This window comes from Denitraticella aggregata, assembly GCF_048158365.1.
Lineage (GTDB): Bacteria > Pseudomonadota > Gammaproteobacteria > Burkholderiales > Rhodocyclaceae > Azoarcus_F.
Map to the genome: position 1 here is coordinate 95512 of NZ_JBLLNL010000011.1, position 22647 is coordinate 118158.

Genomic DNA, 22647 nt, shown 5'->3' on the forward strand with positions numbered 1-22647 from the left:
TCATCCGTATCGGCGCATCGCCCAGGCCCGCATACCGAACGCGACCGCATTGAGGATCAGGATCACGACGATCAGCACGACACCGAGCGCGATCGCCAGCGGCAGATCGCCCTTGCTGGTTTCGAGCGCGATCGCCGTGGTCATGACCCGGGTCGCCCGGTCGATGTTGCCGCCGACGATCATCACCGCGCCGACCTCGCTCATCGCGCGTCCGAGGCCGGCAAGCACCGCGACGCTCAGCGAATGCCGACAGTCGTGCAGCAAGGTGGTCACGCTCTGCCACCAGCTGAAGCGCATCACCTGCAGCTCCTCCGCGTAGCGCTGCCACGCGTCCTCGACCACCTGCCGCGCGATCGCGGCCATCAGCGGAACCACCAGCACCGTCTGCGCGATCACCATCGCGCTCGGCGTGTACAGCAGACCGAAACCGCCGAACGGACCTGAACGGGACAGCAGCAGATAGACGGTCACGCCGACGACCACCGACGGCAGGCCCATCAGCCCGTTCATGACGACGATCATCCCGTTCTTGCCCGGAAAACGTCCGATCGCAAGGCAGGCGCCGATCGGCAGACCGATCAGCGTGCCCAGCACCACCGCCGTGCCGCTGACCTTCAGGGACAGAGCCACGATCTCGGCGACGCGGTCGTCGAACGAGAACAGCAGCATGAAGGCTTCGGCGAATGTCGACGAGAAGGTGGGCATCGGCGGCAGGATAGCCGAATCGGTTTCGGCCGGACATATGAAGCGGCGTGCCTATGCTCGAAACCGAAAATCAGCCCCCGCCGCGCTGCATCGCCCGATCGAGCCGCAGCAGCAATGCGCGCCGCATCGCTTCGTCGCCCCCGGCGAAATCGTACTGCACCTGCAGCAGGGGCAAGGCGAGCAGACCCAGCCGCCGCTCGCCCTTCGGTTCGACCCGGATCGTCAGCGCGAGCGCAGCCTCGCCGAGCCGGAACACGCCACCCTCCCCGCTCGTGACCCCGGCCGGCCAGGCCTTGCGGAGGTCGCGCTCGAACTCGGCCGGCGATGCCGCGACCTCGCGTTCGAAATGCTCCGGAACCGGTCCGTTGATGAAGGCGGTCACGCTCAGCCGCCCGCGATCGGCGGCCAGATCGCCAGTTCGTCGCCGTCTCTCAGCGCGTGCGCGGCGCGTTTCGCCGGCGGAATGTAGACGCCATTGACCAGCACCAGATGGGCGCTCATCTCCGGTATGCGATAGTCCCGTATGACGTCATTGACCGTGGTACCGGTCTCGACGTCGAGCCGGACGACATTGCCCTTGCGCTCGGCGGGAAGATAATCGGTGAGCGACGCAAAAAGTTTGAACGCGATCTTCATGTAGGGATTCGGGCCAAGGACTGAAACGAACGGATGACGACTGACAGACCGGAACCGACCGGAAACGGTTCCGGTCCCGGATACGACTCAGCGCGCAAGCGCCATCGGTTGCTGACTGCGGGCGACATAGGCATCGACGAACTGCAGCGGCGCCTTCAACAGGCGATCACGCCACGGCCCGAGCTTCACCCGCCCCTGGATCAAGCCGCGCAGCGCGCCGACATGCGCGGTCAGACCGATCGACGTCGCGCCGATCAGCACGTCGTCCTTGAACTGCAGGCTCAGATAACGATAGCCGGCTTCATCCACATGCTCCACGCCGGCGCCGCCCTGCTCCGGCTTCTCGCCCCACCACTGGCCGAACGACGACGAGATCAGGCCCACCGTGTCGAGCACGTTGATCGCCAGCACGCCATTCAGGCGCGCTTCGCGCCCGGCCATGTTCAGCGCCGCGATGCGCGCCTGGTCGGCCGCGTTGGGCTGGATCGCCGACACCAGATGCGCCCCGGTGAACAGGTCGGGGGCTTCGGCGACATCACCGGCCGCATAGATGCCCGCCACCGTCGACTGCATGCGATCGTCGACCAGCACGCCCTTGGCCACCTGAACCGCCGTCCCTTCCAGAAAACCGACGTTGGGCGCCACGCCGGCCGCCACGATGACCAGGTCGCAATCGAGCGTGTCGCCGCTGGAGAGCTTCACCTTCAACGGTGCATCTCCGCCCGTCACCGGGTCGATGCGTTCCACCCCGGCCGAGGTCACGACCCGAATACCCTTGCTCTCGACCCACTGCTTGATCATGCCGCCGGCCTTGGGCGTCATCATCCTCGGCACCATGCGGTCACCCATCTCGACCACGGTCAGCTCGACGCCCCGCGCGGTCAGCGACTCCATGATGATGCAGCCGATGAACCCCGCACCCAGCTGCAGCACCCGTGCACCCGGCCTGGCCAGTCGCGCGATCGCGCGCGCATCCTCCAGCGTCCAGCAGGTCTGCACCTGCGCCAGGTCGATCCCCGGAATCGGCGGACGCACCGGATGGGAGCCGGTCGCGATCAACATCCGGTCGTAATCCTCGAAATGTCCGTCGGCGAACAGTATCTTGTTGTTCGCCACATCCACCGACACGGCCCGTCCGCGCAGTTCGCGCACCCCCAGCTGCTCGAAATACCCGGGCGTCTTGCGCAGATAGGTGCCCGACTCGTCGATGTTCTCTTCGAGCAGATACGGGATCGCCATGCGCGAATAGGGCGGCGCGTCCTCGCTGCCCACCATCACGATCTCGTCGTTGGGCGCGGCCTTGCGCAGGGTCTCGACCGCCACCACACCGGCCGGACCATTGCCCAGAATCACATGTTTCATTGCGTTTTCCTCAATTATCAAGCCGGCAATCCATGACACGAGGTCGATCGGAGCGTCTCACGGCACCTCTTCCTCCCCCTTCAAGGGGGAGGCCGTTCAACCCATCCCCCTCCTGACCTCCCCCTTGAAGGGGGAGGAAGAGGTGCCGGAGCTGACCACATGTGTCTGGCTGCCGGGTTCCCTGATCGCAGGGTTGACAGGCGAACGCGCCCCGGCCGCAGGAGCCGGCCGGGGCGCACCGGTTCAGACGATCAGAGCCCGAGCCTTGCCACGGTTTCCGGGGTCGGCTGCCCTTCCGGCGTCCAGCCGCGGACCTTGTAGTACTCGGGCAACATCTTGTCCAGCCCATTGACCAGGCCCTTGGCCGGACCGGTCTTGGCCGGCTCGTTGGTCAGGCGCGGCGGCAGGTTGTCGTCCTTGTGGGTGAAGCCCGCCGCGTTGTTGAACTGACGCTCCATGTTCCAGATGCGCTCGCCCACCTCGTTGAGCTTTTCCATGCTCCAGTCGCCCTCGCAGGCCGCCTCGATCTGCGGCTGCACGTCGGCCAGCGTCCACGCAAAGGACGTGAACACGCAGATGCCAGCCGAGTCGAACACCGCGGTCGCGTCCTGGAAGGCCTTGACCAGCTCGGGCTTGCCGTCGGTCACCAGCGGATCGGTCTTGACCGGGATGCCCAGCACCTCGGACGCCACCGTATAGCCGCGCAGGTGGCAGGCGCCGCGGTTGGAGGTCGCATAGGCCAGGCCCATGCCCTGGATGCCGCGCGAATCGTAGGCCGGGAACTCCTGGCTCTTCACGGTCATCGACAGCTCGGGGTGGCCGTACTTGGTGCACAGCCGCTTCGAACCCAAGCCGAGCTCCTTGCCGAAGCCTTCGCCCAGCGCGGTCATCTCGACCATCCTGGCCAGCGCCTCGGCCGAGCCGAACGGCGACTCGATGCCGATCTGCTCCGCGGTCAGAATGCCCATCTCGTAAAGCTCCATCGCCGCACCGACGGTCGCACCGAAGGAGATCGGGTCCATGCCCTGCTCGTTGCAGATCAGGTTGGCATATTGCAGCGCTTCGAGGTCGCCGACCCCGTTGGCCGCGCCGAGCGCCCATGCGGCCTCGTACTCCAGCCCACCGGACGCACCCCAGTACTTCGGGTTGTTCTTGACGGTGAAATGGCCCTTGTCGATTTCCGAGATCCGGCCGCACGCGATGGTGCAGCCGAAGCACGCAGCGTTGGTGACCAGCTGCGGCTTGCCGTCGGACTCGCGCTTCTCGTGCATCGCCTCGGCCGAGATCTTGGACGCATCCTCGAACTGCACGTCACGGTGATTGCGGGTCGGCAGTGCGCCGATCTCGTTGATCACGTTCATCAGCACCTGGGTGCCATAGGTGGGCAGACCCTGGCCGGTCACCGCATTGTCGTGCAACACCTTCTTGGCTTCGCTGGTCGCCTTCATGAACGCCGGAAAGTCCTTGACGTTGCCGACCCCGAGGGTGCCGCGGATCGCGACCGCCTTCAGGTTCTTGGACCCCATCACCGTGCCCACGCCGGAACGGCCCGCCGCACGATGCAGATCGTTCACCACGCATGCGTACAGCACGCCGTTTTCGCCGGCGCGCCCGATCGACGAGATCCGGATCTGCGGATCCTGATGCTGCGCCTTGATCGTCTCCTCGGTTTCCCAGCAGCTCTTGCCCCACAGGTGCGACGCGTCGCGCAGCTCGGCCTTCTCGTTTTCGACGAACAGGTAAACCGGCTTCGGCGACCGTCCCTCGAAGATGATCATGTCCCAGCCGGCGAACTTCATCTCGGCACCGAAGAAACCGCCCGAGTTCGAACACGCGATCGCGCCGGTCAGCGGACCCTTGGTGACGATCGTATAGCGGCCGCCGGTGGAGGCCATGGTGCCGGTCAGCGGACCGGTCGACATGATCATCTTGTTGTCCGGCGACAGCGGATCGACCTTGGGGTCGATCTCGGAGATCAGGTACTTGCTCGCCAGCCCGCGCGAACCGAGGTACTCGTGCGCCCACGCCATGTTGAGCGGCTCTTCCTTGCAGCTGCCTTCGGTGAGATTGACCCGAAGAATCTTTCTAGTCCATGCCATGTCCGATTCTCCTCAAGCTGCGCTGGCAGGCGTGTTGGCCTTGGCGGCCCAGGCCTGCATGCGGTCGTATCCGGTCCAGTTCGCGTCGATGTACGTGATCGCGGCGGTCGGACAGGCCTTCGCACAGGCGGGATCGCCGCCGCACAGATCGCACTTCTGGACCTTGCCGGTCGCCTGGTTGTAATTGACCGTGCCGAACGGGCACGCGATCGTGCACACCTTGCAGCCGACACAGGTGTCGTCGAAGACGAGCTTGGCGCCGGTGCTCCGGTCGATCCGGATCGCATCCACCGGACACGCATTCAGGCACCACGCCTCCGAACACTGGGTACAGGTGTAGGGGACCTTGCGCCCTTCATGTTCGAAGTTGAAGACCTTGATCAGCGAATTGGCGGGGTTCATGACTCCGGTGTGCTCGTACGAACAGGCCATCTCGCATTGCAGACAGCCGGTGCACTTGGCGGGGTCAATGTGAAGTGATTTCCACATCGATGTGCTCCTCCGTTTGTTGTTCGGATAAAAACGTCTCAGCCGACCCCTGAGCAATTGTCATGCCCAACATATGAGCCCGCTTTCATAGGGTCTGGTGATACGATTCTACTCAGTTTTCCGTCAGGCTTGTTGCGGCCTGGCCCCGGCCGCCCCGAATGGCTCAGCAAACCCGTGCACCTGTTTCAAAACGTAGCACCTGCCACGGATCGGCGCAAACTGCTCCAGGCTGCAGCATCGCAGCGATGGATCATGATTTTCGCGAGTGCCGTATCGCGCGCGCAGCGATGCGGGCATCGCGCTGCGGCCGGCACAATCATCCGGTGTCGCCCGATGGCGACGGCCTGCGACCTCAACCCACCAAGACGCTGCAAAGGAACGAAGCTCATGAGCGCCTCTAGCCGCCATGCCTGCACCCCTGCCTCGCGTGACACACGCCATCCCATCGCCCGCCCGCATCCGAGCAATCGCATGGCCGGTGTCGCGCTGCCGGCGAACGCATTGTTCGTCATGGCGCTGTGCCACGGCGGCGGCGCGTTCGCACAGCAGGCGACCGAAGGGCGCACCGGCGACACCCCGCTCAACCCGGTGGTGGTGACCGGCACGCCGGTCGAAGCGGACAGTTTCGACCTGCCGATTTCGATCGATTCGATCGACATGCGCGAGGTGCAGCGCGGCAATCTCGGCGTGAATGCGTCGGAGGCGCTGTCGGGCGTACCCGGCCTGGTGATCCAGAACCGGCAGAACTTCGCGCAGGACCTGCAGATCTCCATCCGTGGCTTCGGTGCGCGCTCGGCCTTCGGCGTGCGCGGCGTGAAACTCATCACCGACGGCATCCCGGCATCCAACCCGGACGGACAGGGCCAGGCGGCGACCTTCAATCTCGACACCGCCGCGCGCATCGAAGTCATGCGCGGCCCCTTCTCCACCGTCTATGGCAATCACGCCGGCGGCGTCATCCAGTTGTTCTCGCGCGACGGCGAGGGCCCGCCGCGCGCGAGCGCCCGCGCATTCGGCGGCGCATGGGGCACCACCAAGTTCGGCCTCGGCTTCGAGGGCGAAAGCAACGGTGTCGGCTATGTGCTCGACGCCTCGCGCTTCGACACCGACGGCTACCGCGACCACAGCGAGGCCCGTCGGGACCAGGGTTTCGCGAAGTTCACGCTCGCGCCGGACGGCGACAGCCGGCTCACCCTCGTCGCGAGCAGCCTGGACCAGCCGGACACGCAGGACCCGCTCGGCGTCACCTGGGACACGTACCGGCGTGATCCCCGCGCGGTCGAACCGGTCGCCATCCTGTTCAACACCCGTAAGCGCATCGCCCATCTGCAGGGCGGCGCGATCTACGAGCGCGACATCGGACCGGACACCCTGTTCCTCAGCGCCTATGCCGGCAAGCGCAGCGTGGTGCAGTACCAGGCGATCCCGACCGCTCCCCAGGCTTCACCCCGGCACGCGGGCGGCGTCATCGACTTCGACCGCAACTTCTCGGGCGTCGCCGCCCGCTGGACCGTACGCCGCGACCTCGCCGGCGGGGATCTGACCGTCACCGCCGGCATCGATCATGACCGCTCGCGCGACGACCGCCAGGGCTACCAGAACTTCATCGGCCCGCCGGGCAATGCCAACGAAGTGGGCGTGCGCGGCCAGTTGCGCCGCGACGAGATCGACACCGTCACCAGCACCGACCCCTACATCCAGGCGGTGTGGGCCCGGGGACGGTGGCAGTGGTCGCTGGGCCTGCGCCATTCGTATGTCGACTTCGACGTAGACGACCGCTACATCGTCGGCGTAAACGGCGACGACAGCGGCAGCGTCAGCTACCGCCGCACCACGCCGGCGATCGGCGTGGTGTACGCCTTGCGTCCGGAAGTGAACCTCTATGCCAGCGCCGGCGCCGGCTTCGAGACGCCGACCCTGAACGAATTGTCGTATGCCACGCCGAGCACCGGCTTCAACTTCGATCTCGAACCCTCGCGCAGCGAGCAGTTCGAAGCCGGCATCAAGGCTTTCGTCGGATACGCGACGCGGGTCAATGCAGCCGTGTTCCTGATCCGGACCCGCGACGAAATCGTGGTCGCCGAGTCGATCGGAGGGCGGACCAGTTACATCAATGCCGCCGAGACCCGCCGTCGTGGCATCGAGCTGTCGAGCGAATCGGAGCTGACCGACAGCCTGCGCCTGCGAGCTGCGCTCACCTGGCTGGACGCGGAGTACAGCAAGGCCTTCGAGACCCGCAGCGGCCGCATCCCATCGGGCAACGCGCTCCCCGGCGTGCCCGAACTCACCGCCTACGCGGAACTCGCGTGGGAGCCGGTAAGCGGCGTGATCCTGGCCACCGAGGCGCTGTACCGCGACCAGGTCTACGTCAACGACCTCAACGACGCCCGCCCTGCGCCCTCACACACCCTCGTCAATCTGCGCCTGTCCGCCGAACAGCAACGCGGCGCCTGGACGTTCGGGCAACTGCTGCGACTGGACAACGCGTTCGACCGCAAGCACATCGGCTCGGTCATCGTGGGGGCTGCCAACGGGCGTTTCTACGAGCCCGGCCCGGAACGCAGCTGGTATGCGGGCATCAGCGCCAGCCATGCGTTCTGATCATCCGCCGGGCGCGGCTCAGGCCGGCGGATTGCCCTTGGGCGCGGTGTTGCGGGGCGAGCGCCTGGGCGAGCGGCGAAAAGGCTTCTTAGGCGTACCGCCCGGCGACTGCCCGGGTTGCGCGCCGCCCTCGCCCTGTTGCCCGGCTGCGCCCTGCGGCGACCGGGCTTGCGGCTTCTGCCCCGGTCGCGCCTGCCGCGCCCGGCCCGGCGTCGACATCTTGCGCGCGCCCGGCTCCGGCCCGCCGATCCGGTTGACCGGCGCAAGCGAGATCTCCAGCTCGTTGAGCTCGTCCCACTCCGCGTCGGTACGATCCCTGTCCGGAATCGCCAGCAAGGCCTGAAGGCGCCGCCTCGGGGAAATCTGTTCCTGTTCGTCCATATTCATATCATCTCATCGTTTACCAGTCACCCGACAGTGACAACACCCGCTCCGGCGAGCCGCGCGCCGCCCGATTGCCGCCAAGCGCGGCAGAGCTTTCCTGCTAAAATTCACGGCCAGCCCCCCAGACATGCTCCGGCCCCGCCGCCAGGCCCGCACCCAACTGCAGAACCAGGTCCTGAAAGAAACCGCGCAACTGCGCGCTCGAATGGAGAGCGTGCTCAACGCCAAGCTGCACCTGACCAGCGGGCTGGCGGCCTTCGTCACCACCCACCCGGGTCTGGACCAGCAAGAATTCTCGACTTTCGCGGCCCGATTGCTCGAATCGGGCAAGCATGTGGTGAAAAACTTCACCTATGCGCCAGACCACGTCATACGCCATGTGTTTCCAGTCGAGGGCAACGAAGCCGCAGTCGGACTGGATCTGAGTACCCACCCGGCCTTCACCGCCTCGGTGGAGCAACTCACCCGCACCGGCAACCCGGTGCTTGCCGGCCCTCACCCCCTCGTACAGGGCGGCGAAGCGCTCATCGCACGCGAGCCGCTGTTCAGGACGGACCCCCGGACCGGTACACGTATCATGTGGGGCCAGGTCAGCATGCCGATGGATATGGGCGCATTCTACCACCACCCGGGGGCCGGTGAGTTCGCGCACATTTTTCGACTTGCCCTCCAGCGCATCGGCGATCTGGCGCGCAATCTCGAATGCGATTGCCTGATGCCGCGGCGACGGCGCTGGCGCCATCGCATAGGCCACGCCATCGATCAACTCGTAGCGCACCTCCGCCGGCCAGCGGCAATAGTCCGCATAGGTGTGACGCTCGGCATCCCTCAACGGCAAACCCATCGTGAACCTCCGACCCGATCCGATCCCTCACAGGATAGCCTTGCCCGCTCCTGGACCGGGTGCCCGACAACCCGCCCCGGTACCAAGACCGTCTGCCCTGAACCGCGTGCTTTCAAGATCGAGCCCGCTTCGCTATGCTGACATCACGATCTGCAGCGTCCCCGCCTCATTCACGTAACGAGACATACGCCATGGCACTTCCCGCACCGCAACCACAGATGACGCGTGACGACTTCCTCGCCTGGGAGAGCACCCAGCCTGAGAAACACCAGTTCTGGCAGGGCGAGGTCTTTGCGATGACCGGTGCCCGCCAGGTACATGTGATCACCACCGGCAATTGCTTCGCGTTGCTCAAGATCCACCTCCGGGGCACGCCGTGCCGCGCGTACATGTCCGACATGCAACTCGAGGTGGCGGCCGCCGATGCGGTGTTCTACCCGGACGTGTTCGTCAGCTGCGATGCCGCGGATCTCGCCGCCGAACGCATCCTCAGCCGCCCCAAGGTGATCATCGAGGTCCTGTCCGACAGCACCGCCGGCTTCGACCGCGGCGCCAAGTTCGCTGCCTATCGCCGCCTCGACACGCTGCAGGAATACGCCCTCATCGATCCCGACCGGCTCACCGTCGAGATCTTCCGCCGCACCGAAACCGACGACTGGCTACTCGCCACCCACGACGGCGAGCGCGGCCTGGTGCTGCGCTCGCTCGACTTCGAGGCGCCGCTGGCCGACGTGTTCGAATCCGTACCCGCGGCCGGCGCCACCGAACCCTAGAAATCGGGGTCTGGCCCCGATCTCACTATTTCCCGGCCCCGCCAATCCCCGGTAGGGGCGGCGCCAGCACGTCGAGCACGATGAACTTGCCGTGGAGCACTTCGGGTTAGGGGCCAGACTTGCGAGCGGGCCAAGTGATGTATACACTTTTTGTATATACATTACCGGAGCCCTCAATGACTTACGCACGCGTGTTTCAGTCCGGCAACAGCCAGGCGGTTCGTCTGCCCAAGGAATTCCGACTGAATGTCGAGCAGGTGGAAATCTTTCGTCGCGGCGACGAAATCGTGTTGCGCGAAGTGCCGGTCAACGCCGCAACGATCTTCGACGCGCTCGCCAGCCTGCCGCCCGATTTCATGGAGGGCGGGCGCGAGGATTCACCGCCGCAGGAACGGGACGCCCTTTGATGGGCGCCCATTACCTGCTCGACACCAACATCTGCATCTATATCGCCAAGCACAATCCGCCGCACGTCCGGGCGCGCTTTGCCCGGCACAACAGCAGTGACCTGGCCATGTCGGTCATCACCCTGGGTGAACTGCGCTTCGGCGCCGAAAAGAGTCAGTCACGCGAACGTTCGCTGGCAGCAATCACCCGACTGGAGCAGGCAATCCCGGTGTATGCCTTACCCGATGCAGCAGGCGCGCACTATGGGCAGATCCGGGCGGTACTCCAGAAGCAGGGCCTGCCCATCTGCAACAACGACCTTTGGCTGGCTGCGCATGCCCGCGCCGAGGGCTGGATTCTAGTCACTAACAATGAACGGGAATTCACCCGCGTTCCGGGCCTGCAGGTTAAAAACTGGGCAGACTGAGGGCGATGGGCATATTGACGTTGAGCCGCGCAAAGGTCGTGCCAGCCTTGGTACTGACGATCAAGTGTTTCCGGGCGAATTCGAGGTTTCATTATTGGTTTAATTGTACAATTCGCACATAACGCACAAACAAGGAGCTTTCCATGCGAACCATATCCGCGAGTGAAGCCAAGCAGGGGTTCGCGGGGGTCATCGAAGCTGCCGCGCGCGAGCCGGTCGTCATTCAGCGGCAAAAGCGCGACGTGGCGGTCGTGATGTCGATGCAGGAATACGAGCGCCTGGTGCGTCTCAACGTTGCCGAGTTTCAGCGCTTCTGCGACGCCGTCGGCGGGTCCGCGCGCGAAGCCGGTCTGACGGAAAACAAGCTGGCCGAACTCCTGGCCAATGACTGAAGCGCGCTGGGTTGCCGACACCAACATCCTGATCAGCCGGCTGCTGGCGCCCGGCGGTACCGCGGCCCGCGCCCTGGACCACGCACTCGCGCGCGGCGTGTTGCTGGTGTCCGATGCCACCCTGACCGAACTCGCGACCGTGCTCGGGCGCGACAAGTTCGACCGCTGGATCACGCGCGAACAACGCCGCCAGTTCATCGCCCTGCTCGGCGGCGTGTCCCGAAGGGTTGTGATCACGCGGCGAATCCAGGCCTGCCGCGACCCGCGCGACGACATGTTCCTCGATGTCGCCCTTGCGGGCGACGCACACGCGATCATCACCGGCGACGCCGACCTCCTGGAACTCCACCCGTTTCACGGCGTTCCAATCGTCACCCCATCCGCATTCCTGTCATGGCCGTAGCCCTGTCACTGACCGGCACAACAGGGCCACCTTGCCCACACAGGACGACATCGAGCATAACGTGCGCGCTCGCGAGTCGATGGCAGCATAGCTGCCTCACCGCTGATATCAGCAGGTCCCTCCCCCATCAGCAGGGCCCTCCCCCCATCAGCAGGTTCCTCCCCCCATCAGCAGGCCCCCCCCATCAGCAGGTCCCTCCCCCCCTTAGCAGGTCCCTTCCCCTTCAAGGGGAAGGACAGGATGGGGATGGGTGAAACCCCCCACCCTAAAACCTCTTCCGCAACACCAGCCGATTCCCCTGCTGCTGCATGTCCGTCCGGTTCAGAAAGCTCATCCCCAGCAACGCAAACGGCAGATCGTTCTCGAACACCAATGCATCCACGCCATGCAGCGTGATGTCACCCACCTTCACGGTGTCCAACCGCACGAGCCACACGTCGGTTGGGCCGCTGGCGGTCTGCACCTGGGCCTTCCGGCCGCGGTGGAAATCGATGCGGGCACGCTCGGCGTCGCTGCGGCCGATGGAGACCATGCTGGCGCCGGTGTCGATGATGAAGCGCTGGGTGGTGCCGTTGATGGAGCCTTGCGTGAAGTGATGGCCGGTGGAGTCGGCGAAGAGGATCAGCGTGGGGGTGGTGCTGACGGCGGGTTCGGTGCGGATGGGCGCGCGGCCGAAGTGGAGCATACGGGTTTCGCCTTCGTATTCGATGCGGGCGGTGTTTGAGCCGGGGGTAACCTCGAGCACCTTGACGCCCTCGGGCGAGGTTTCACCGACGGAGAGGCTTCGCGGTTGGCCGCCGTCGATGATCACGAGCGCCTTGTCGCGAAGGAAACCGGCGAGCGCGATATCTGCCGCAATGCTGCCACCCATCTGCAACGCGGCCAACAGCCCCGCAAAAGTAAGCCATCGCACCCGCATATCGGCTCAATCGAAATCGACGCGCTCAGCGATTCCAGCATGCAGGTGGAGTTCTCTTCACACCGCTCGGATCGACCTTGATCTCGATTACTGTACAACCAGTGTCCTTCGTTTGCGTACCCAATCCTGTCGCCGTAGCCCTATACGTCGTCCCTGGATTGGTCGCGTCCGGGGTCGCAAGAACGGTGTAGTGCCCGTCAATCGAAGTAAAACCCCCACCGCTTGCAGGAGGCAATCCATGTTGAATTTCGCTCGTGTCACCATATTCCACATTATTCGCGCGATGTTTTTCCTGCGCCAGTTGCACCCGTAGCAACGCATCCTGCCCATCCGCCCGCTTCGCCTTACGTATGTAGTCCTGATAACTCGGATAAGCCACCGCAGCCAATATCCCGATCACCGCCACAACGATCATCACCTCGATCAGCGTGAAACCACCCTTCTTCCGATTGATTGTCATCACGTCCAGGCACTCCTCTCGTCTCAAGCCGACACACACTTCACCACGCTGACGTAGCGATAACTTTGGATGTTATTGCATCACACATCGCCGTGCGGCAACGATCCTTCACGACAAACGGCAATCGGTCATTGCTCAACGGTGCCAGGCTCAGCCCTGTCCAGCCCGCTCAGTCGTTCTCCAGCCGCACCGGCATCTCGACCTGAACCCGAAAGAGTCCCGCCTCTTCGCTCGCACGCAGCCTTGCTTCCTCATCGAAATGCAGCGCGAGACGCTCGCGGATGTTGTTGAGCGCCATACGGTGCCCACCCGGCCTGGAGTGCGTGTGCTCGGGCACCGGATTGGTCACCTCAATCTGTAGCAGCTTACCTTTCGTTTCCACGCTCACCGTCACCGTACCGCCCTGCTCCAGCGGCTCCACGCCATGCCAGACCGCGTTTTCCACCAGCGGTTGGATCAGCAGCACCGGCACCATCGCACTCTCGGGTGCATTCGCCACGTTCCAATTCACGTTGAGCCGCCCACCGAGGCGCAGGTACTCGATATCCAAGTAGGATCGCGCCACGCGGATCTCGTCCCCCAGCGGAACAAGGCTTCGAGGCTCGGAAAGCACCACGCGGAAGAGGTCCGACAGATCGAGCAGCACTTTCTCGGCCAGCCGCGCATCCTGGCGCACGGCGGAGATCGCGGTGTTCAGGCTGTTGAACAGAAAGTGCGGCCGGATGCGTGCCTGCAGCGCCGCGATGCGGGCATCGGTCAATGCGGGCGAACGAACGCGCTGGCGCCAGTCGAAAAACCACAGGATGCCGACACTCATCAGTGCGGCGACGAAACCCCGCCGCCAGTAATGAATATCCGGCGCCACCTCGGGAAGGAAACGAACCACCAGTACGCCAACGATAACCGTCGTCGAGGCGACGATCGTCACCACAGCCCAAAACCCCGTCACGTGCGTCAGACGCCGCAAAGCGGGTCCGCACAAAAAAAGCATCGCCAGCACGCAGATCAGCGACAGTTCAAAAAGAAAGCCTCCCGGCCCACCCAGCGCGAGGTCGAAAAGCCCCCCCTCGCGATAAGCGAAACGGGTGATCAGGTAAACACCCTCGGCAAGCACGAGGATTCTGAGCAACACCCCCATGTTTCGAAAATTCGGGATACCGTGTTCATCGTCCTGAAACATCGTCTGGCCCCGCATCATCCGTCGCAATTATGCCTTCCCCCTCGCGCCGTCAATCGACCATCGAATCCGCCCATCGCAACTGCGGCTCCGTTCGTCTCGTGCCGAGTGCCCTGCATAATCCCTTGATGGAAACTCTGACTCGAGGATTCACTTGAACCATGATTTTCTAACTCAGCAGCGGTATCACTGCACATGCACTTCGCTCACCGACCCCCACAATATCTCAAATGGGGACGGCGCATCGTCACCCACGTACGAGCGGTAGCGCAGCACTGAACAGGCAATACGAGGAATCGCATGCATACCAGAACCAGGCAAGGCGGGTTCACACTGATCGAGCTGATGATCGTGCTCGTCGTGTTGGCGATCCTGCTGACGATCGCAGCGCCAAGTTTTCGTGACGCGCTGGAGCGCAGACGCGTGATCGGCGCGAGTGAAACCATCTACAGCCTGGTTCAACTTGCTAGAAGCGAAGCAATCAAGCAATCAACGCAGATCACGGTCGCACTGCAATCACCAACCGAAAGTGAACCGGTGTTTCTAAAGATCGTCGATAACGCATCGCTTGCAAACTCGATATCGACCACAGACCTGACCGGGCTGACCGTCGCAGTGGTCACGAATGACGGCAACTTGCAGGAGTTGAAGTACACGCCGCGCGGCGTCCTCCATCTACCCACGGTCGCTGGCATTCGTGTTTCCGCGAGTGACTGGCGGCTGGAGGTTCGGGTAAACGCTCTCGGCCGCACGACGATCTGCTTTCCTGGAGACGGTCGAAATCCTGGGAGTTATCCGGCATGCACATGAGCCCAAAACGGTGGATGACGAAAATGAAACAATCAGGTTTGACGCTGGTAGAACTGCTGGTAGGGATGGCGGTCGGGCTGATCGTGATCAGCGGCGTGACGGGCGCCTACCTCACGGTCGTGCGCGGTAGTGCCGACACGCTCCGCGCGACGCGCCTCAACCAGGAGGTCCGCGCAGTGCTGGAGATCATGTCGAACGACATCCGGCGTGCCGGGTATTGCGCCAATTGCACTGCGGATGAGAAGGAAGCGTTCATGGAAGGTGTCGGAGCGCTAAGCCTCACAGCCGACTGCATCATTTATACATATGACCGGAATGGTAACAGTACGCGGAATGACGACGAATTCTTCGGCTTCAAGCTCGAAGCCAAGGAGCCGCCGGAAGAAGGCAATCGACTGCTGATGCGCAACGCCAATTTAGGGTGTGACGAAGACTGGACCGCTGCATCAACGGCTACGCCCCCCCAGAGCTTCGTCATCAGCGACGACAACGCCGTTGAGTTTTCGAATTTTGCGTTGAGTACGGCCGGCTCCCTCTGTTATCACCTGATCGCCGAAGGAACAGCCGAGCACGACGACTCACCATGGTCACCAGAGGATGCCTTGTCTGCTGCTTGTCAGACCCCGATCGACAAAGGCGAGGTCAGCATCAACGACAAACTCATAGACATACGGCAGGTTTCAGTCCGCATCGATGCCCATCATGTCGCTGACCCAACCCAGCGGACATCCTTGTCGGAACAGCTCAACGTACGCAACAACCGTCTCTTTGTCCAAAAATAGAACTCGCGACGCACGGTGAAACTTATGAATAAGCAAACTGGTTCGGCGACGCTCATCGTTACGATGATTCTGCTGGTAGCGGTTACGCTGACGGTGCTGTGGACCTCCCGGTCGGTCGTCACAGACATCAGGCTTTCCGCCAATGAAGTGCGCATGCGCGAAGCGTTCGCGAATGCCAACGCCGCACTCGATAGGGCGCTGAATCAGCTCATCTCCAGCGGCCTAGACCCGCGGCAATACGAATCCACTGATTCAAAACGCCCTTACAGTTACATACTCATACCCGCTGGGGATGCACTCCCGACCGCATGTCCGTCGACCCCTGGTCTAATCGACGACCCAGCCAACCCGCTTTATACGAAGCCACCCTCAATCGCAGACACAGTCATCTTCGCTTGCGGCTGGAGTGAAGACGAGTCAGCACGCCGGCCTATGGTTCAAAAAGTCGGCAGAGCCAACGCATTCGCCAACGCACCCGACTACCCCCTCACCGTGCGTGGCGGAGCGAATATCGGTGGTAGCGGGTTGTTGGTCAATACCTTCAGCGACAAGGTCGTCTGGAGCGGATTGAGCGTCGAGTCCTGGGGCGCCAAGCCAAAGATTCAAGTCCGCAATCCCGGTGATCCGGTCCGCAGCCCGGCGGCGCCGACACAGCCGCCTTACGAGGTCGGAAACATCGAGCCCTACGTCGATGCCGGCTGGCAGGATTTGAGTCGGTTGAACAACGATGAGTTTTTTGCCAACTTTTTCGGCCTGACACCGTCGGATTATCGGGATCCGGCCTCCAACCTCGTTTCACTCGACGTCACGCCGGCTCAGTTTTCCGCCGTCACACCCGCCGATGCGGCTGGCAAGGTCGTTTGGGTGAACGGGGACCTGACCCTCAACGGCGGAACCTACGGTTCCGCAAACGAGCCGGTGATCCTGATTGTCGACGGCGATCTCACCCTGCGGGGTGGTGCGGAAATCAATGGCGTCGTCTATGTAGCCGAAGACTTCGATGCAGCCGGTACCGCTGCAATCAACGGTGCAGCCGTCATCGCAGGCGACGCCAAACCCGCAACGGGTAACTTCACCCTCACCTTCAACCCCTTCATCGTGGGCGAGGCCCAGGCGCTGGGGCCCATCGGTGGCGAGTTCGGTTCATGGCGCGACTTCCTTCATTAATCCTCCACCCTGACGAAGCAACGACGTCGGAGCACATCATGCGAACAACAAACTCAAAGTCTGCAGGCTTCGCGCTGATCGAAGCGATGATATCGCTGGTCATCCTTGCGATCGGCTTGCTTGCCATCGGTAAATTTCAGGCGGAACTGATGGCCACCAGTGGTCACAACAAGGCGCGCGCCGAAGCGATTGCAATAGCCGAATCTGCGATGGAGGACATCCGCAATCGCGCCATTAGCGCGTTCGATGAAATTGATGCCGAAGGCTCGACTAATGTAGCGAAGTTGCTCACCACCTACACTCTCAAGACTGCGGCCCCGCTCCAGTGCGACGGTCAATGCAGGCAAGTCACCGTAACCGTATCCTGGACAGACTGGACGACGGGTTCCGATCAACAAATCGAGCTTGTCAGCCTGGTCAGCAACCTCGACCCGCTCGCCCTCCACCTTGAGCGATTCGATGAGGATCTTGCCGGAAAGATTCGATTGCCGTTTGGCGAAGATACGATCATGGGCGGCGTTGACCCCGTGACTGGCAGACCGGTCAGCAAGTCATACACGGAGGAGACGCTGCCGGAGAATGCCAAAAAAGATGAAACCACTGGCTGGTACACGTTGGAGACTGAAGACGGAACCACCGAATTGATTGACTCGAACTACAACGTCGTCATGACGATTCTCAACGGGCAGGAGTTCAGCTCCGTCGCGGGAAAGGTGTTCATCGAGCAAGATGCAACAGGGGGAATATTCATCAAGCCAAACAATTTCACAGGCACTGATAGCGTTTACGTCCAGCAAAAGCTTTTCCTGATCCCTTCCGCCCAATGTGTCCGCATCGTATCGACGCCGCTGGCCGTCGATACGGCTTCGAACCTGAAGTTCTTCTCCTACAAGTGCTATTTTGGCCCGGGTTGGGCGGGTAACATCGGTATCGAGAAAATCGACGGTGCGAGCAATAACACGCGGGTATGTCTGGGTGACGAAGAAGTAGGTTTTGATCCCGAGAAGGATGCCACCCGCCACCCCTCTGCGCGTGTGAGCCGCATGTACCGGGGCTTCCGCGAATTCCAGGGTCTCCAGTTTTCGAGCAACTGGGGAATCGGCATGGAAGTCGAAGAGGGGCAAGATGTCGGTACTACAAACCCGGACGATTTGAAGCGCAAGTATGTAGCCAGAAACTACGAGGATCATCATTTCCTGCTGACGCAACTGCGCTTGAATAACGTTACCGCAGCTCAGGAGTCGGATGCATGCAGGGGCAAAATGGATTTCGCCGTATTCCGCAGCGGCCAGTCCGAGAATAATCCCCTCGGCGGTCAGGGCAGCGCCCCTTACGCCAAGGTGCAGCCCGGTCGCTTCTTCTGCCTTTCTGAGTCATGCCCGGCCAAATTGCCGCTGGGTGATCCGCCCATTACCTTCATTGATGTTGAGATCGCCGAAGTGGGCAGCGCCGCCGTTTCCGGCGTCTCGCTTGTCGAAACGGGCGAAACCGCTGGCAGCAGCGCGTGCGTGGATACGACGGCCAGCGGCGCAAACCAGCCTTTCAAGTTCCAGTGCAGCATCGACTGGCGCGGCTCCATCGGCGACAAATGGGAGGGCCATCTCTTCGTGAGCACTGGCACCGGTACGACCCTGTGCAACAATCTGATCGCGACGCCCACCGGGGCTGCAGCGCTCGACACGACCAACAATCGAATCGCGTTTGCCAAACCGTTGACTACGGAAAGCGTGAGCCAAGGCATTCAACTCCAGCTTTCGGCTACGAGCAGCTCATGCCCATGATGCGGGCATAGAGCCCATTCGCCGCGCGCGGCGCCCATTCGGCGCCCGCGCGATTCGCCCCATACGCTGCAACTTCGCATCCTGCCACCCGACAAGGGGCAGGAAATAGATTCCCCGTCTTGATCGACGGATAGCAGCCAGCGCTACTCAGCCGTGGCTTCAAGCACATTCAGGATGAGCCTACGCTCGAGCGCATCCAGCTCAGACTCCAGTGCAGCGGCTGCCAGAGTTGGTCGTCCGGGCTGATCGAGATACCGTGACAGCTCCGCCGCCACGGCATGCCCACGCTCGGCCGCACGGCCCATCCATTGCCGCCCCACCGCCTCGTCCCGCTCCACCCCACAACCCGTGAGATAGCAACGCCCGAGCTGATGCATCGCTTCCGGATAGAACCGCTCCGCCGCCGCGGCAAACCAACGCGCCGCCTCATCCACCAGGCCCGCACGCAGAAAAGCCAACCCGAGGTCACACTGCGCCTCGGGGTCACCCGCATCCGCAGCACAGACCAATGCCAGCTCATCACCGGACAGGTCGATGCGCGAATGCGCCAACAGATCCTCCACGGCCACGAGCGTGCGTCCTGAAGCACCGCCGTCCTTGCAGGTGCGAAGATCCCCGTTGGCTATACGCCGCCAGAGCGTGCGCACACTTACACCGGTGAGTGCCGAGGCGGTGCCGAGGGAAACTGAAAACATGGGTAGCGGCTTGCTGTTGTGACAATGAAGTCTAACATGTCAATGGTCTGTCACAGCGAGCTGTGCCAATGCTGTGACATGGCATGACTTTGTCACGACCCAACGTCGCGAAGACAGGCCATTTGTGACTTTTCGCATGCCAATCAATATGGCATGCGCTTTGCTTTACTGACAGTGAAGGCAACAGTGCCCTCACCGATTTTTTCCTGAAGGAGCTACTCATGAAGAAGGTACAACAAGGTTTCACCCTTATCGAACTGATGATCGTGGTCGCGATCATCGGTATTCTGGCGGCGATTGCGTTGCCGGCTTATCAGGATTACACGATTCGCGCCCAGGTTTCGGAGGGCATGTCGCTAGCATCTGGAACTAAGACTGCCATTGGCGAATTCTACGACTCAACTGGTCGGCTCCCAAGCAATAATCAGAGCGCTGGATTGTCTGCTCCCGCTTCGATCACAGGCAAGTACGTTTTGAGTGTGACAAATACGAATGGTCTCGTTGCAGCATCATTCAACACGGCTGACGCGAATGCTGCCATCCGCACTGGTGCGTTGCAATTGTCCGCTGTGACCCATTCGGGTAGCATTGAATGGGTTTGCAAAGGCACGGTCGCCGAAAAGTACCGTCCGTCAAGTTGCCGCTGATTAAATCTAGTCGGGCGATGTTCGACACCCCGCTTGGCGGGGTGTTTTTTTCGACCGTTGAATCGCTGGATAGTGACCTCTACCCGATCCAAGCTCCATGTCATGGTGCTACTCGCCGTTATCAGTCTCGCCTATTGGCCGGGTCTGCACGGCGGCTTCGTCTTCGATGATTTTCCGAACTTCGTCCGTAACGACGCACTGATTCTTCAGGACACGAGTGCCGCCGAGCTACTTCGCGTGGCCTTTGCCGGCGAGGCAGGCCCGCTCGCACGGCCACTCGCGATGCTGTCCTTCGCTCTCGAGCGGCACTTCTTCGGCCTGATGCCAGGACCGATGAAAGTCACCAACCTGCTCATCCATCTCGTCAACACATTACTGGCCTTTCAACTACTGCAGGGAATTCTGAAGCGGGCCAGCGTCCTGCCCGCTCCTGCTCGTCCGCTCTCGGTTCCCGCAGGTGCGCTCGCCCTCCCACTCACCGCGGCCTGGGCTCTAGCGCCAATCAACCTGACTGGCGTGCTGTTCGTGGTTCAGCGCATGGAAAGCCTCGCGACCTTGTTCATGCTGGGTGGACTTGTGGTGTGGTTGCATGGCCGCCTGAAGGTCGACGCGGGTGACGGGCGCGGGTGGTATTGGGTGCTGGCTGGCATTGTCGGTGGCACTGGTTTCGGGGCCATGGCCAAGGAAGTAGCGGTGATGCTCCCCGTCTATGCGCTGCTACTCGAGTGGCTGCTGTTCGGTTTGGGTTCGCCAGGTTCATCCACACGGCGCCGGATGGTGCAACTCTACGGTTTGATCCTGCTCCTGCCAGCACTTGCCGCGCTCGCGATGGTGTTGCCAGGGATCCTTTCGGGTGGCGCTTTTGCTGAGCGACCGTTCGGATTGGCCGAGCGGCTAATGACTCAGTCACGCGTGCTGTGGCTGTACTTGTCATGGACTATCGCCCCCCAGCCGGGCGAGATGAGCCTCTATCACGACGGCATCGCGATATCCCGCGGCGTCCTACAACCATGGACTACGCTGGCCGCAATTGCAGGACTCGCCATTCTCGTAGCAACTGTGATCGCAATACGCCGGCAGTTTCCGCTCGTCACGCTCGGCGTACTGTGGTTCTTCGTTGCCCACCTGCTGGTGTCCACCATCCTGCCGCTGGAGCTGGTGTATGAGCACCGCAACTACCTGTCGTCGATGGGGCTGCTGCTCGCGCTCATTGCGCTGATGTTCTCCGGCCGAAATCAACCATCGCTAAACACTGCACGCTGGACATTTGTCGTCGCGCTGATCGCCTTGTTCGGTCTCTTTACCCATCTCCGCGCCCATGAATGGAGCGATCCCGTAAAGCTCGCCTACTTCGAGGCATCCCGGAAGGCCGATTCGCCGCGGGCAAACTACGAGCTGGGGCGCGTCCTTTTTGCGGTCGCGCCCGGACCAGACTCACCGCAGTTCTCGTTCGCTACGCGATCCTTCGAGCATGCCGCCAACTTGCCGAACGGCGGCCTTCTGCCCTATCAAGGACTCATATTCGCCCATGCCAAAGTGGGGCGCCCGGTCAAGGAACAGTGGTGGAACGGGATGGAGTCATACATCGCGCGAGAGCGCCTGTCAGTCCAGGACATCGGTGCGCTGCATAGCCTTTTGAGCGGGCAGATCGAGGGCACCCTATCGCTTGATGTCGACCAGTTGGGCAGGCTGCTTCAGCATGCCATGCGCGAACACGCCCATCGCGCCATTCTGGTCACGCTCTATGCAAACTACCTGCTGAACATACGCAAGGATTTCGATGCAGGAGAGCAGTTGCTCCAAGGTGCCGTAGCGATGGCACCAAGGAACCCGCAGATTTGGCAGAACCTTATTGAGTTCCAGGTTGCGACTGGGCAGATGACACAGGCCAATGTCGGAATGCGACGGTTGCGCGAACTTAATAGCGTCGGTCGCCTCGACCCCGTGATCGTCGCGCTCGAACAACGCATCGCGCAACGTGAAGCCGGTATGAACAACATCGGGACGGATCGACTTCCGCTCCAACTGGAGCTGGATTCTCGATGATAGGTCGCCCGCCCCATCGCGATGCAGCTGCCAGGGCGGGTCTCGCTGCGGCCGTAACGATCTTGTTCGCGCTTGCGTGGCTCGTCTATCGTCCGGGGCTAGCAGGCACTTTCCTGTTTGATGACTGGAGCAACCTCCGGTTGCTTGGTGATTTCGGTCAAATAGACAACCTCGAGAGTCTCAAACTGTATCTGCTGTCGGGCTTCGCGGGGCCCACGGGTCGTCCGGTCGCGATGCTGAGCTTTCTGCTCGATGCGCGCGACTGGCCCGCCGACCCCCGGCCGTTCAAGCAGACCAATGTGCTGATCCATCTGTTGAACGGGCTGGTTCTGTTCGCGTTGCTCCGACTGCTCGCGCGAGCGCTGGGCAAGCCGCCGGCGACCGCCGCATGGGCCGCGATGTTCGCCGCAGCCATTTGGCTGCTGCACCCCTTATGGATCTCGACCACGCTCTACGCCGTACAGCGGATGACACAACTCTCCGCGCTGTTCATGCTGCTCGGCATGGCGTTTTATGTTCAAACACGCTTGAGGCACGGCCCGGTGGCAAACGCTCGCCTGATTGCACAGTCCGCTGCGGCCCTGGGCATTTGCGGCATGCTCGCGGTGTTTTCCAAGGAAAACGGGGCCCTGCTGGCACCATTGCTGCTCATTACCGATGC

The 22647-nt window shown here is 62.3% G+C and carries 23 protein-coding genes and 3 pseudogenes; 14 read left to right on the forward strand and 12 right to left on the reverse strand.

Features of this window, described 5'->3' with window-relative positions; genetic code table 11:
• From ACKVEX_RS13610 to ACKVEX_RS13635, 6 genes are all read right to left on the reverse strand, one after another.
• Positions 1 to 705 carry an ABC transporter permease gene (locus ACKVEX_RS13610; protein WP_473216278.1) on the reverse strand — a complete coding sequence of 235 codons (705 nt, stop codon included), beginning with the start codon at positions 703 to 705 and terminating at the stop codon, positions 1 to 3.
• 70 nt (positions 706 to 775) lie between these two features.
• Complete coding sequence (locus ACKVEX_RS13615; protein WP_473216279.1) at positions 776 to 1087, reverse strand: hypothetical protein; 312 nt, start codon at positions 1085 to 1087, stop codon at positions 776 to 778.
• A gap of 2 nt (positions 1088 to 1089) precedes the next feature.
• On the reverse strand, positions 1090 to 1341 hold the full coding sequence (locus tag ACKVEX_RS13620; RefSeq protein ID WP_473216280.1) for a MoaD/ThiS family protein: 252 nt from the start codon (positions 1339 to 1341) through the stop codon (positions 1090 to 1092).
• Positions 1342 to 1428: 87 nt separating this feature from the next.
• Positions 1429 to 2703, reverse strand: coding sequence for an NAD(P)/FAD-dependent oxidoreductase (locus tag ACKVEX_RS13625; RefSeq protein ID WP_473216281.1), 1275 nt, complete (start codon positions 2701 to 2703; stop codon positions 1429 to 1431).
• Between the two features lie 251 nt (positions 2704 to 2954).
• Positions 2955 to 4802, reverse strand: a complete 1848-nt coding sequence (locus ACKVEX_RS13630; protein ID WP_473216282.1) for an aldehyde ferredoxin oxidoreductase family protein — start codon at positions 4800 to 4802, stop codon at positions 2955 to 2957.
• Positions 4803 to 4814: 12 nt separating this feature from the next.
• A complete protein-coding gene (locus tag ACKVEX_RS13635) occupies positions 4815 to 5291 on the reverse strand; it encodes a 4Fe-4S dicluster domain-containing protein (RefSeq protein WP_473216283.1) in 477 nt (158 codons plus the stop codon).
• A gap of 387 nt (positions 5292 to 5678) precedes the next feature.
• Between ACKVEX_RS13635 and ACKVEX_RS13640 the strand changes: the two genes are divergently transcribed.
• Positions 5679 to 7892: a TonB-dependent receptor family protein gene (locus ACKVEX_RS13640; protein WP_473216284.1), complete on the forward strand. Its 2214-nt coding sequence runs from the start codon at positions 5679 to 5681 to the stop codon at positions 7890 to 7892.
• 18 nt (positions 7893 to 7910) lie between these two features.
• On the opposite strand, the gene ACKVEX_RS13645 is transcribed toward ACKVEX_RS13640, so the two are convergent.
• The gene (locus tag ACKVEX_RS13645) at positions 7911 to 8279 is read right to left on the reverse strand and encodes a hypothetical protein (protein WP_473216285.1); all 369 of its coding nucleotides are present in this window, start codon (positions 8277 to 8279) and stop codon (positions 7911 to 7913) included.
• Positions 8280 to 8481: 202 nt separating this feature from the next.
• Here ACKVEX_RS13645 and ACKVEX_RS13650 point away from each other — a divergent pair.
• A pseudogene (locus ACKVEX_RS13650) lies at positions 8482 to 8841 on the forward strand (CHASE domain-containing protein); the annotation flags it as partial.
• A gap of 105 nt (positions 8842 to 8946) precedes the next feature.
• Here the strand turns inward: ACKVEX_RS13650 and ACKVEX_RS13655 are convergent.
• A pseudogene (locus ACKVEX_RS13655) lies at positions 8947 to 9120 on the reverse strand (Uma2 family endonuclease); the annotation flags it as partial.
• Between the two features lie 191 nt (positions 9121 to 9311).
• Here ACKVEX_RS13655 and ACKVEX_RS13660 point away from each other — a divergent pair.
• From ACKVEX_RS13660 to ACKVEX_RS13680, 5 genes are all read left to right on the forward strand, one after another.
• Entirely contained in the window at positions 9312 to 9893 is a 582-nt protein-coding gene (locus ACKVEX_RS13660; protein ID WP_473216286.1) for a Uma2 family endonuclease, read from the forward strand.
• A 176-nt stretch (positions 9894 to 10069) separates the two neighbouring features.
• On the forward strand, positions 10070 to 10300 hold the full coding sequence (locus ACKVEX_RS13665; RefSeq protein WP_473216287.1) for an antitoxin: 231 nt from the start codon (positions 10070 to 10072) through the stop codon (positions 10298 to 10300).
• Positions 10300 to 10707, forward strand: coding sequence for a type II toxin-antitoxin system tRNA(fMet)-specific endonuclease VapC (gene vapC, locus ACKVEX_RS13670; RefSeq protein ID WP_473216288.1), 408 nt, complete (start codon positions 10300 to 10302; stop codon positions 10705 to 10707). Before ACKVEX_RS13665 ends, vapC begins: the two co-directional genes overlap by 1 nt.
• Positions 10708 to 10850: 143 nt before the next feature.
• Complete coding sequence (locus tag ACKVEX_RS13675; RefSeq protein ID WP_473216289.1) at positions 10851 to 11099, forward strand: type II toxin-antitoxin system Phd/YefM family antitoxin; 249 nt, start codon at positions 10851 to 10853, stop codon at positions 11097 to 11099.
• Positions 11092 to 11502: a putative toxin-antitoxin system toxin component, PIN family gene (locus tag ACKVEX_RS13680; protein WP_473216290.1), complete on the forward strand. Its 411-nt coding sequence runs from the start codon at positions 11092 to 11094 to the stop codon at positions 11500 to 11502. Before ACKVEX_RS13675 ends, ACKVEX_RS13680 begins: the two co-directional genes overlap by 8 nt.
• Before the next feature lie 265 nt (positions 11503 to 11767).
• Here ACKVEX_RS13680 and ACKVEX_RS13685 read toward each other — a convergent pair whose 3' ends face one another.
• The 3 genes from ACKVEX_RS13685 to ACKVEX_RS13695 all read right to left on the reverse strand — a co-directional run bounded on the left by ACKVEX_RS13685 (position 11768) and on the right by ACKVEX_RS13695 (position 14061).
• Complete coding sequence (locus ACKVEX_RS13685) at positions 11768 to 12373, reverse strand: retropepsin-like aspartic protease family protein (RefSeq protein ID WP_473216291.1); 606 nt, start codon at positions 12371 to 12373, stop codon at positions 11768 to 11770.
• Positions 12374 to 12446: 73 nt separating this feature from the next.
• The gene (locus ACKVEX_RS13690; protein ID WP_473216302.1) at positions 12447 to 12881 is read right to left on the reverse strand and encodes a type IV pilin protein; all 435 of its coding nucleotides are present in this window, start codon (positions 12879 to 12881) and stop codon (positions 12447 to 12449) included.
• Between the two features lie 169 nt (positions 12882 to 13050).
• Positions 13051 to 14061 carry a sensor histidine kinase gene (locus ACKVEX_RS13695; protein ID WP_473216292.1) on the reverse strand — a complete coding sequence of 337 codons (1011 nt, stop codon included), beginning with the start codon at positions 14059 to 14061 and terminating at the stop codon, positions 13051 to 13053.
• Between the two features lie 297 nt (positions 14062 to 14358).
• Between ACKVEX_RS13695 and ACKVEX_RS13700 the strand changes: the two genes are divergently transcribed.
• Genes ACKVEX_RS13700 through ACKVEX_RS13715 form a run of 4 tightly spaced genes read left to right on the forward strand, consistent with a single transcriptional unit; the run spans position 14359 to position 18598 of the window.
• Positions 14359 to 14868 (forward strand): GspH/FimT family pseudopilin, encoded by a 510-nt coding sequence (locus ACKVEX_RS13700; RefSeq protein WP_473216293.1) that lies wholly within the window; start codon positions 14359 to 14361, stop codon positions 14866 to 14868.
• A gap of 23 nt (positions 14869 to 14891) precedes the next feature.
• Positions 14892 to 15650: a PilW family protein gene (locus ACKVEX_RS13705; RefSeq protein WP_473216294.1), complete on the forward strand. Its 759-nt coding sequence runs from the start codon at positions 14892 to 14894 to the stop codon at positions 15648 to 15650.
• A gap of 24 nt (positions 15651 to 15674) precedes the next feature.
• Positions 15675 to 16817, forward strand: a complete 1143-nt coding sequence (locus ACKVEX_RS13710; RefSeq protein WP_473216295.1) for a pilus assembly PilX family protein — start codon at positions 15675 to 15677, stop codon at positions 16815 to 16817.
• A 38-nt stretch (positions 16818 to 16855) separates the two neighbouring features.
• Positions 16856 to 18598, forward strand: a complete 1743-nt coding sequence (locus ACKVEX_RS13715) for a type IV pilus modification PilV family protein (protein WP_473216296.1) — start codon at positions 16856 to 16858, stop codon at positions 18596 to 18598.
• 143 nt (positions 18599 to 18741) lie between these two features.
• Here the strand turns inward: ACKVEX_RS13715 and ACKVEX_RS13720 are convergent, their stop codons facing one another.
• Complete coding sequence (locus ACKVEX_RS13720; protein ID WP_473216297.1) at positions 18742 to 19293, reverse strand: hypothetical protein; 552 nt, start codon at positions 19291 to 19293, stop codon at positions 18742 to 18744.
• 221 nt (positions 19294 to 19514) lie between these two features.
• Between ACKVEX_RS13720 and ACKVEX_RS13725 the strand changes: the two genes are divergently transcribed.
• The 3 genes and pseudogenes from ACKVEX_RS13725 to ACKVEX_RS13735 form a co-directional block, all read left to right on the forward strand.
• Positions 19515 to 19940, forward strand: a complete 426-nt coding sequence (locus ACKVEX_RS13725; protein ID WP_473216298.1) for a pilin — start codon at positions 19515 to 19517, stop codon at positions 19938 to 19940.
• 102 nt (positions 19941 to 20042) lie between these two features.
• The gene (locus tag ACKVEX_RS13730) at positions 20043 to 21986 is read left to right on the forward strand and encodes a tetratricopeptide repeat protein (protein WP_473216299.1); all 1944 of its coding nucleotides are present in this window, start codon (positions 20043 to 20045) and stop codon (positions 21984 to 21986) included.
• Between the two features lie 62 nt (positions 21987 to 22048).
• Positions 22049 to 22647 (forward strand): annotated as a pseudogene (locus ACKVEX_RS13735) (hypothetical protein); the annotation flags it as partial.

Bases quoted from the DNA above. Each gene is read 5' to 3' on its own strand.
- ACKVEX_RS13610 (WP_473216278.1), bottom strand. From the start codon at position 705: ATGCCCACCTTCTCGTCGACATTCGCCGAAGCCTTCATGCTGCTGTTC.
- ACKVEX_RS13620 (WP_473216280.1), bottom strand. From the start codon at position 1,341: ATGAAGATCGCGTTCAAACTTTTTGCGTCGCTCACCGATTATCTTCCC.
- ACKVEX_RS13625 (WP_473216281.1), bottom strand. From the start codon at position 2,703: ATGAAACATGTGATTCTGGGCAATGGTCCGGCCGGTGTGGTGGCGGTC.
- ACKVEX_RS13630 (WP_473216282.1), bottom strand. From the start codon at position 4,802: ATGGCATGGACTAGAAAGATTCTTCGGGTCAATCTCACCGAAGGCAGC.
- ACKVEX_RS13635 (WP_473216283.1), bottom strand. From the start codon at position 5,291: ATGTGGAAATCACTTCACATTGACCCCGCCAAGTGCACCGGCTGTCTG.
- ACKVEX_RS13640 (WP_473216284.1), top strand. From the start codon at position 5,679: ATGAGCGCCTCTAGCCGCCATGCCTGCACCCCTGCCTCGCGTGACACA.
- ACKVEX_RS13645 (WP_473216285.1), bottom strand. From the start codon at position 8,279: ATGAATATGGACGAACAGGAACAGATTTCCCCGAGGCGGCGCCTTCAG.
- ACKVEX_RS13660 (WP_473216286.1), top strand. From the start codon at position 9,312: ATGGCACTTCCCGCACCGCAACCACAGATGACGCGTGACGACTTCCTC.
- ACKVEX_RS13665 (WP_473216287.1), top strand. From the start codon at position 10,070: ATGACTTACGCACGCGTGTTTCAGTCCGGCAACAGCCAGGCGGTTCGT.
- vapC (WP_473216288.1), top strand. From the start codon at position 10,300: ATGGGCGCCCATTACCTGCTCGACACCAACATCTGCATCTATATCGCC.
- ACKVEX_RS13675 (WP_473216289.1), top strand. From the start codon at position 10,851: ATGCGAACCATATCCGCGAGTGAAGCCAAGCAGGGGTTCGCGGGGGTC.
- ACKVEX_RS13680 (WP_473216290.1), top strand. From the start codon at position 11,092: ATGACTGAAGCGCGCTGGGTTGCCGACACCAACATCCTGATCAGCCGG.
- ACKVEX_RS13685 (WP_473216291.1), bottom strand. From the start codon at position 12,373: ATGGGTGGCAGCATTGCGGCAGATATCGCGCTCGCCGGTTTCCTTCGC.
- ACKVEX_RS13690 (WP_473216302.1), bottom strand. From the start codon at position 12,881: ATGACAATCAATCGGAAGAAGGGTGGTTTCACGCTGATCGAGGTGATG.
- ACKVEX_RS13695 (WP_473216292.1), bottom strand. From the start codon at position 14,061: ATGTTTCAGGACGATGAACACGGTATCCCGAATTTTCGAAACATGGGG.
- ACKVEX_RS13700 (WP_473216293.1), top strand. From the start codon at position 14,359: ATGCATACCAGAACCAGGCAAGGCGGGTTCACACTGATCGAGCTGATG.
- ACKVEX_RS13705 (WP_473216294.1), top strand. From the start codon at position 14,892: ATGAAACAATCAGGTTTGACGCTGGTAGAACTGCTGGTAGGGATGGCG.
- ACKVEX_RS13710 (WP_473216295.1), top strand. From the start codon at position 15,675: ATGAATAAGCAAACTGGTTCGGCGACGCTCATCGTTACGATGATTCTG.
- ACKVEX_RS13715 (WP_473216296.1), top strand. From the start codon at position 16,856: ATGCGAACAACAAACTCAAAGTCTGCAGGCTTCGCGCTGATCGAAGCG.
- ACKVEX_RS13720 (WP_473216297.1), bottom strand. From the start codon at position 19,293: ATGTTTTCAGTTTCCCTCGGCACCGCCTCGGCACTCACCGGTGTAAGT.
- ACKVEX_RS13725 (WP_473216298.1), top strand. From the start codon at position 19,515: ATGAAGAAGGTACAACAAGGTTTCACCCTTATCGAACTGATGATCGTG.
- ACKVEX_RS13730 (WP_473216299.1), top strand. From the start codon at position 20,043: ATGGTGCTACTCGCCGTTATCAGTCTCGCCTATTGGCCGGGTCTGCAC.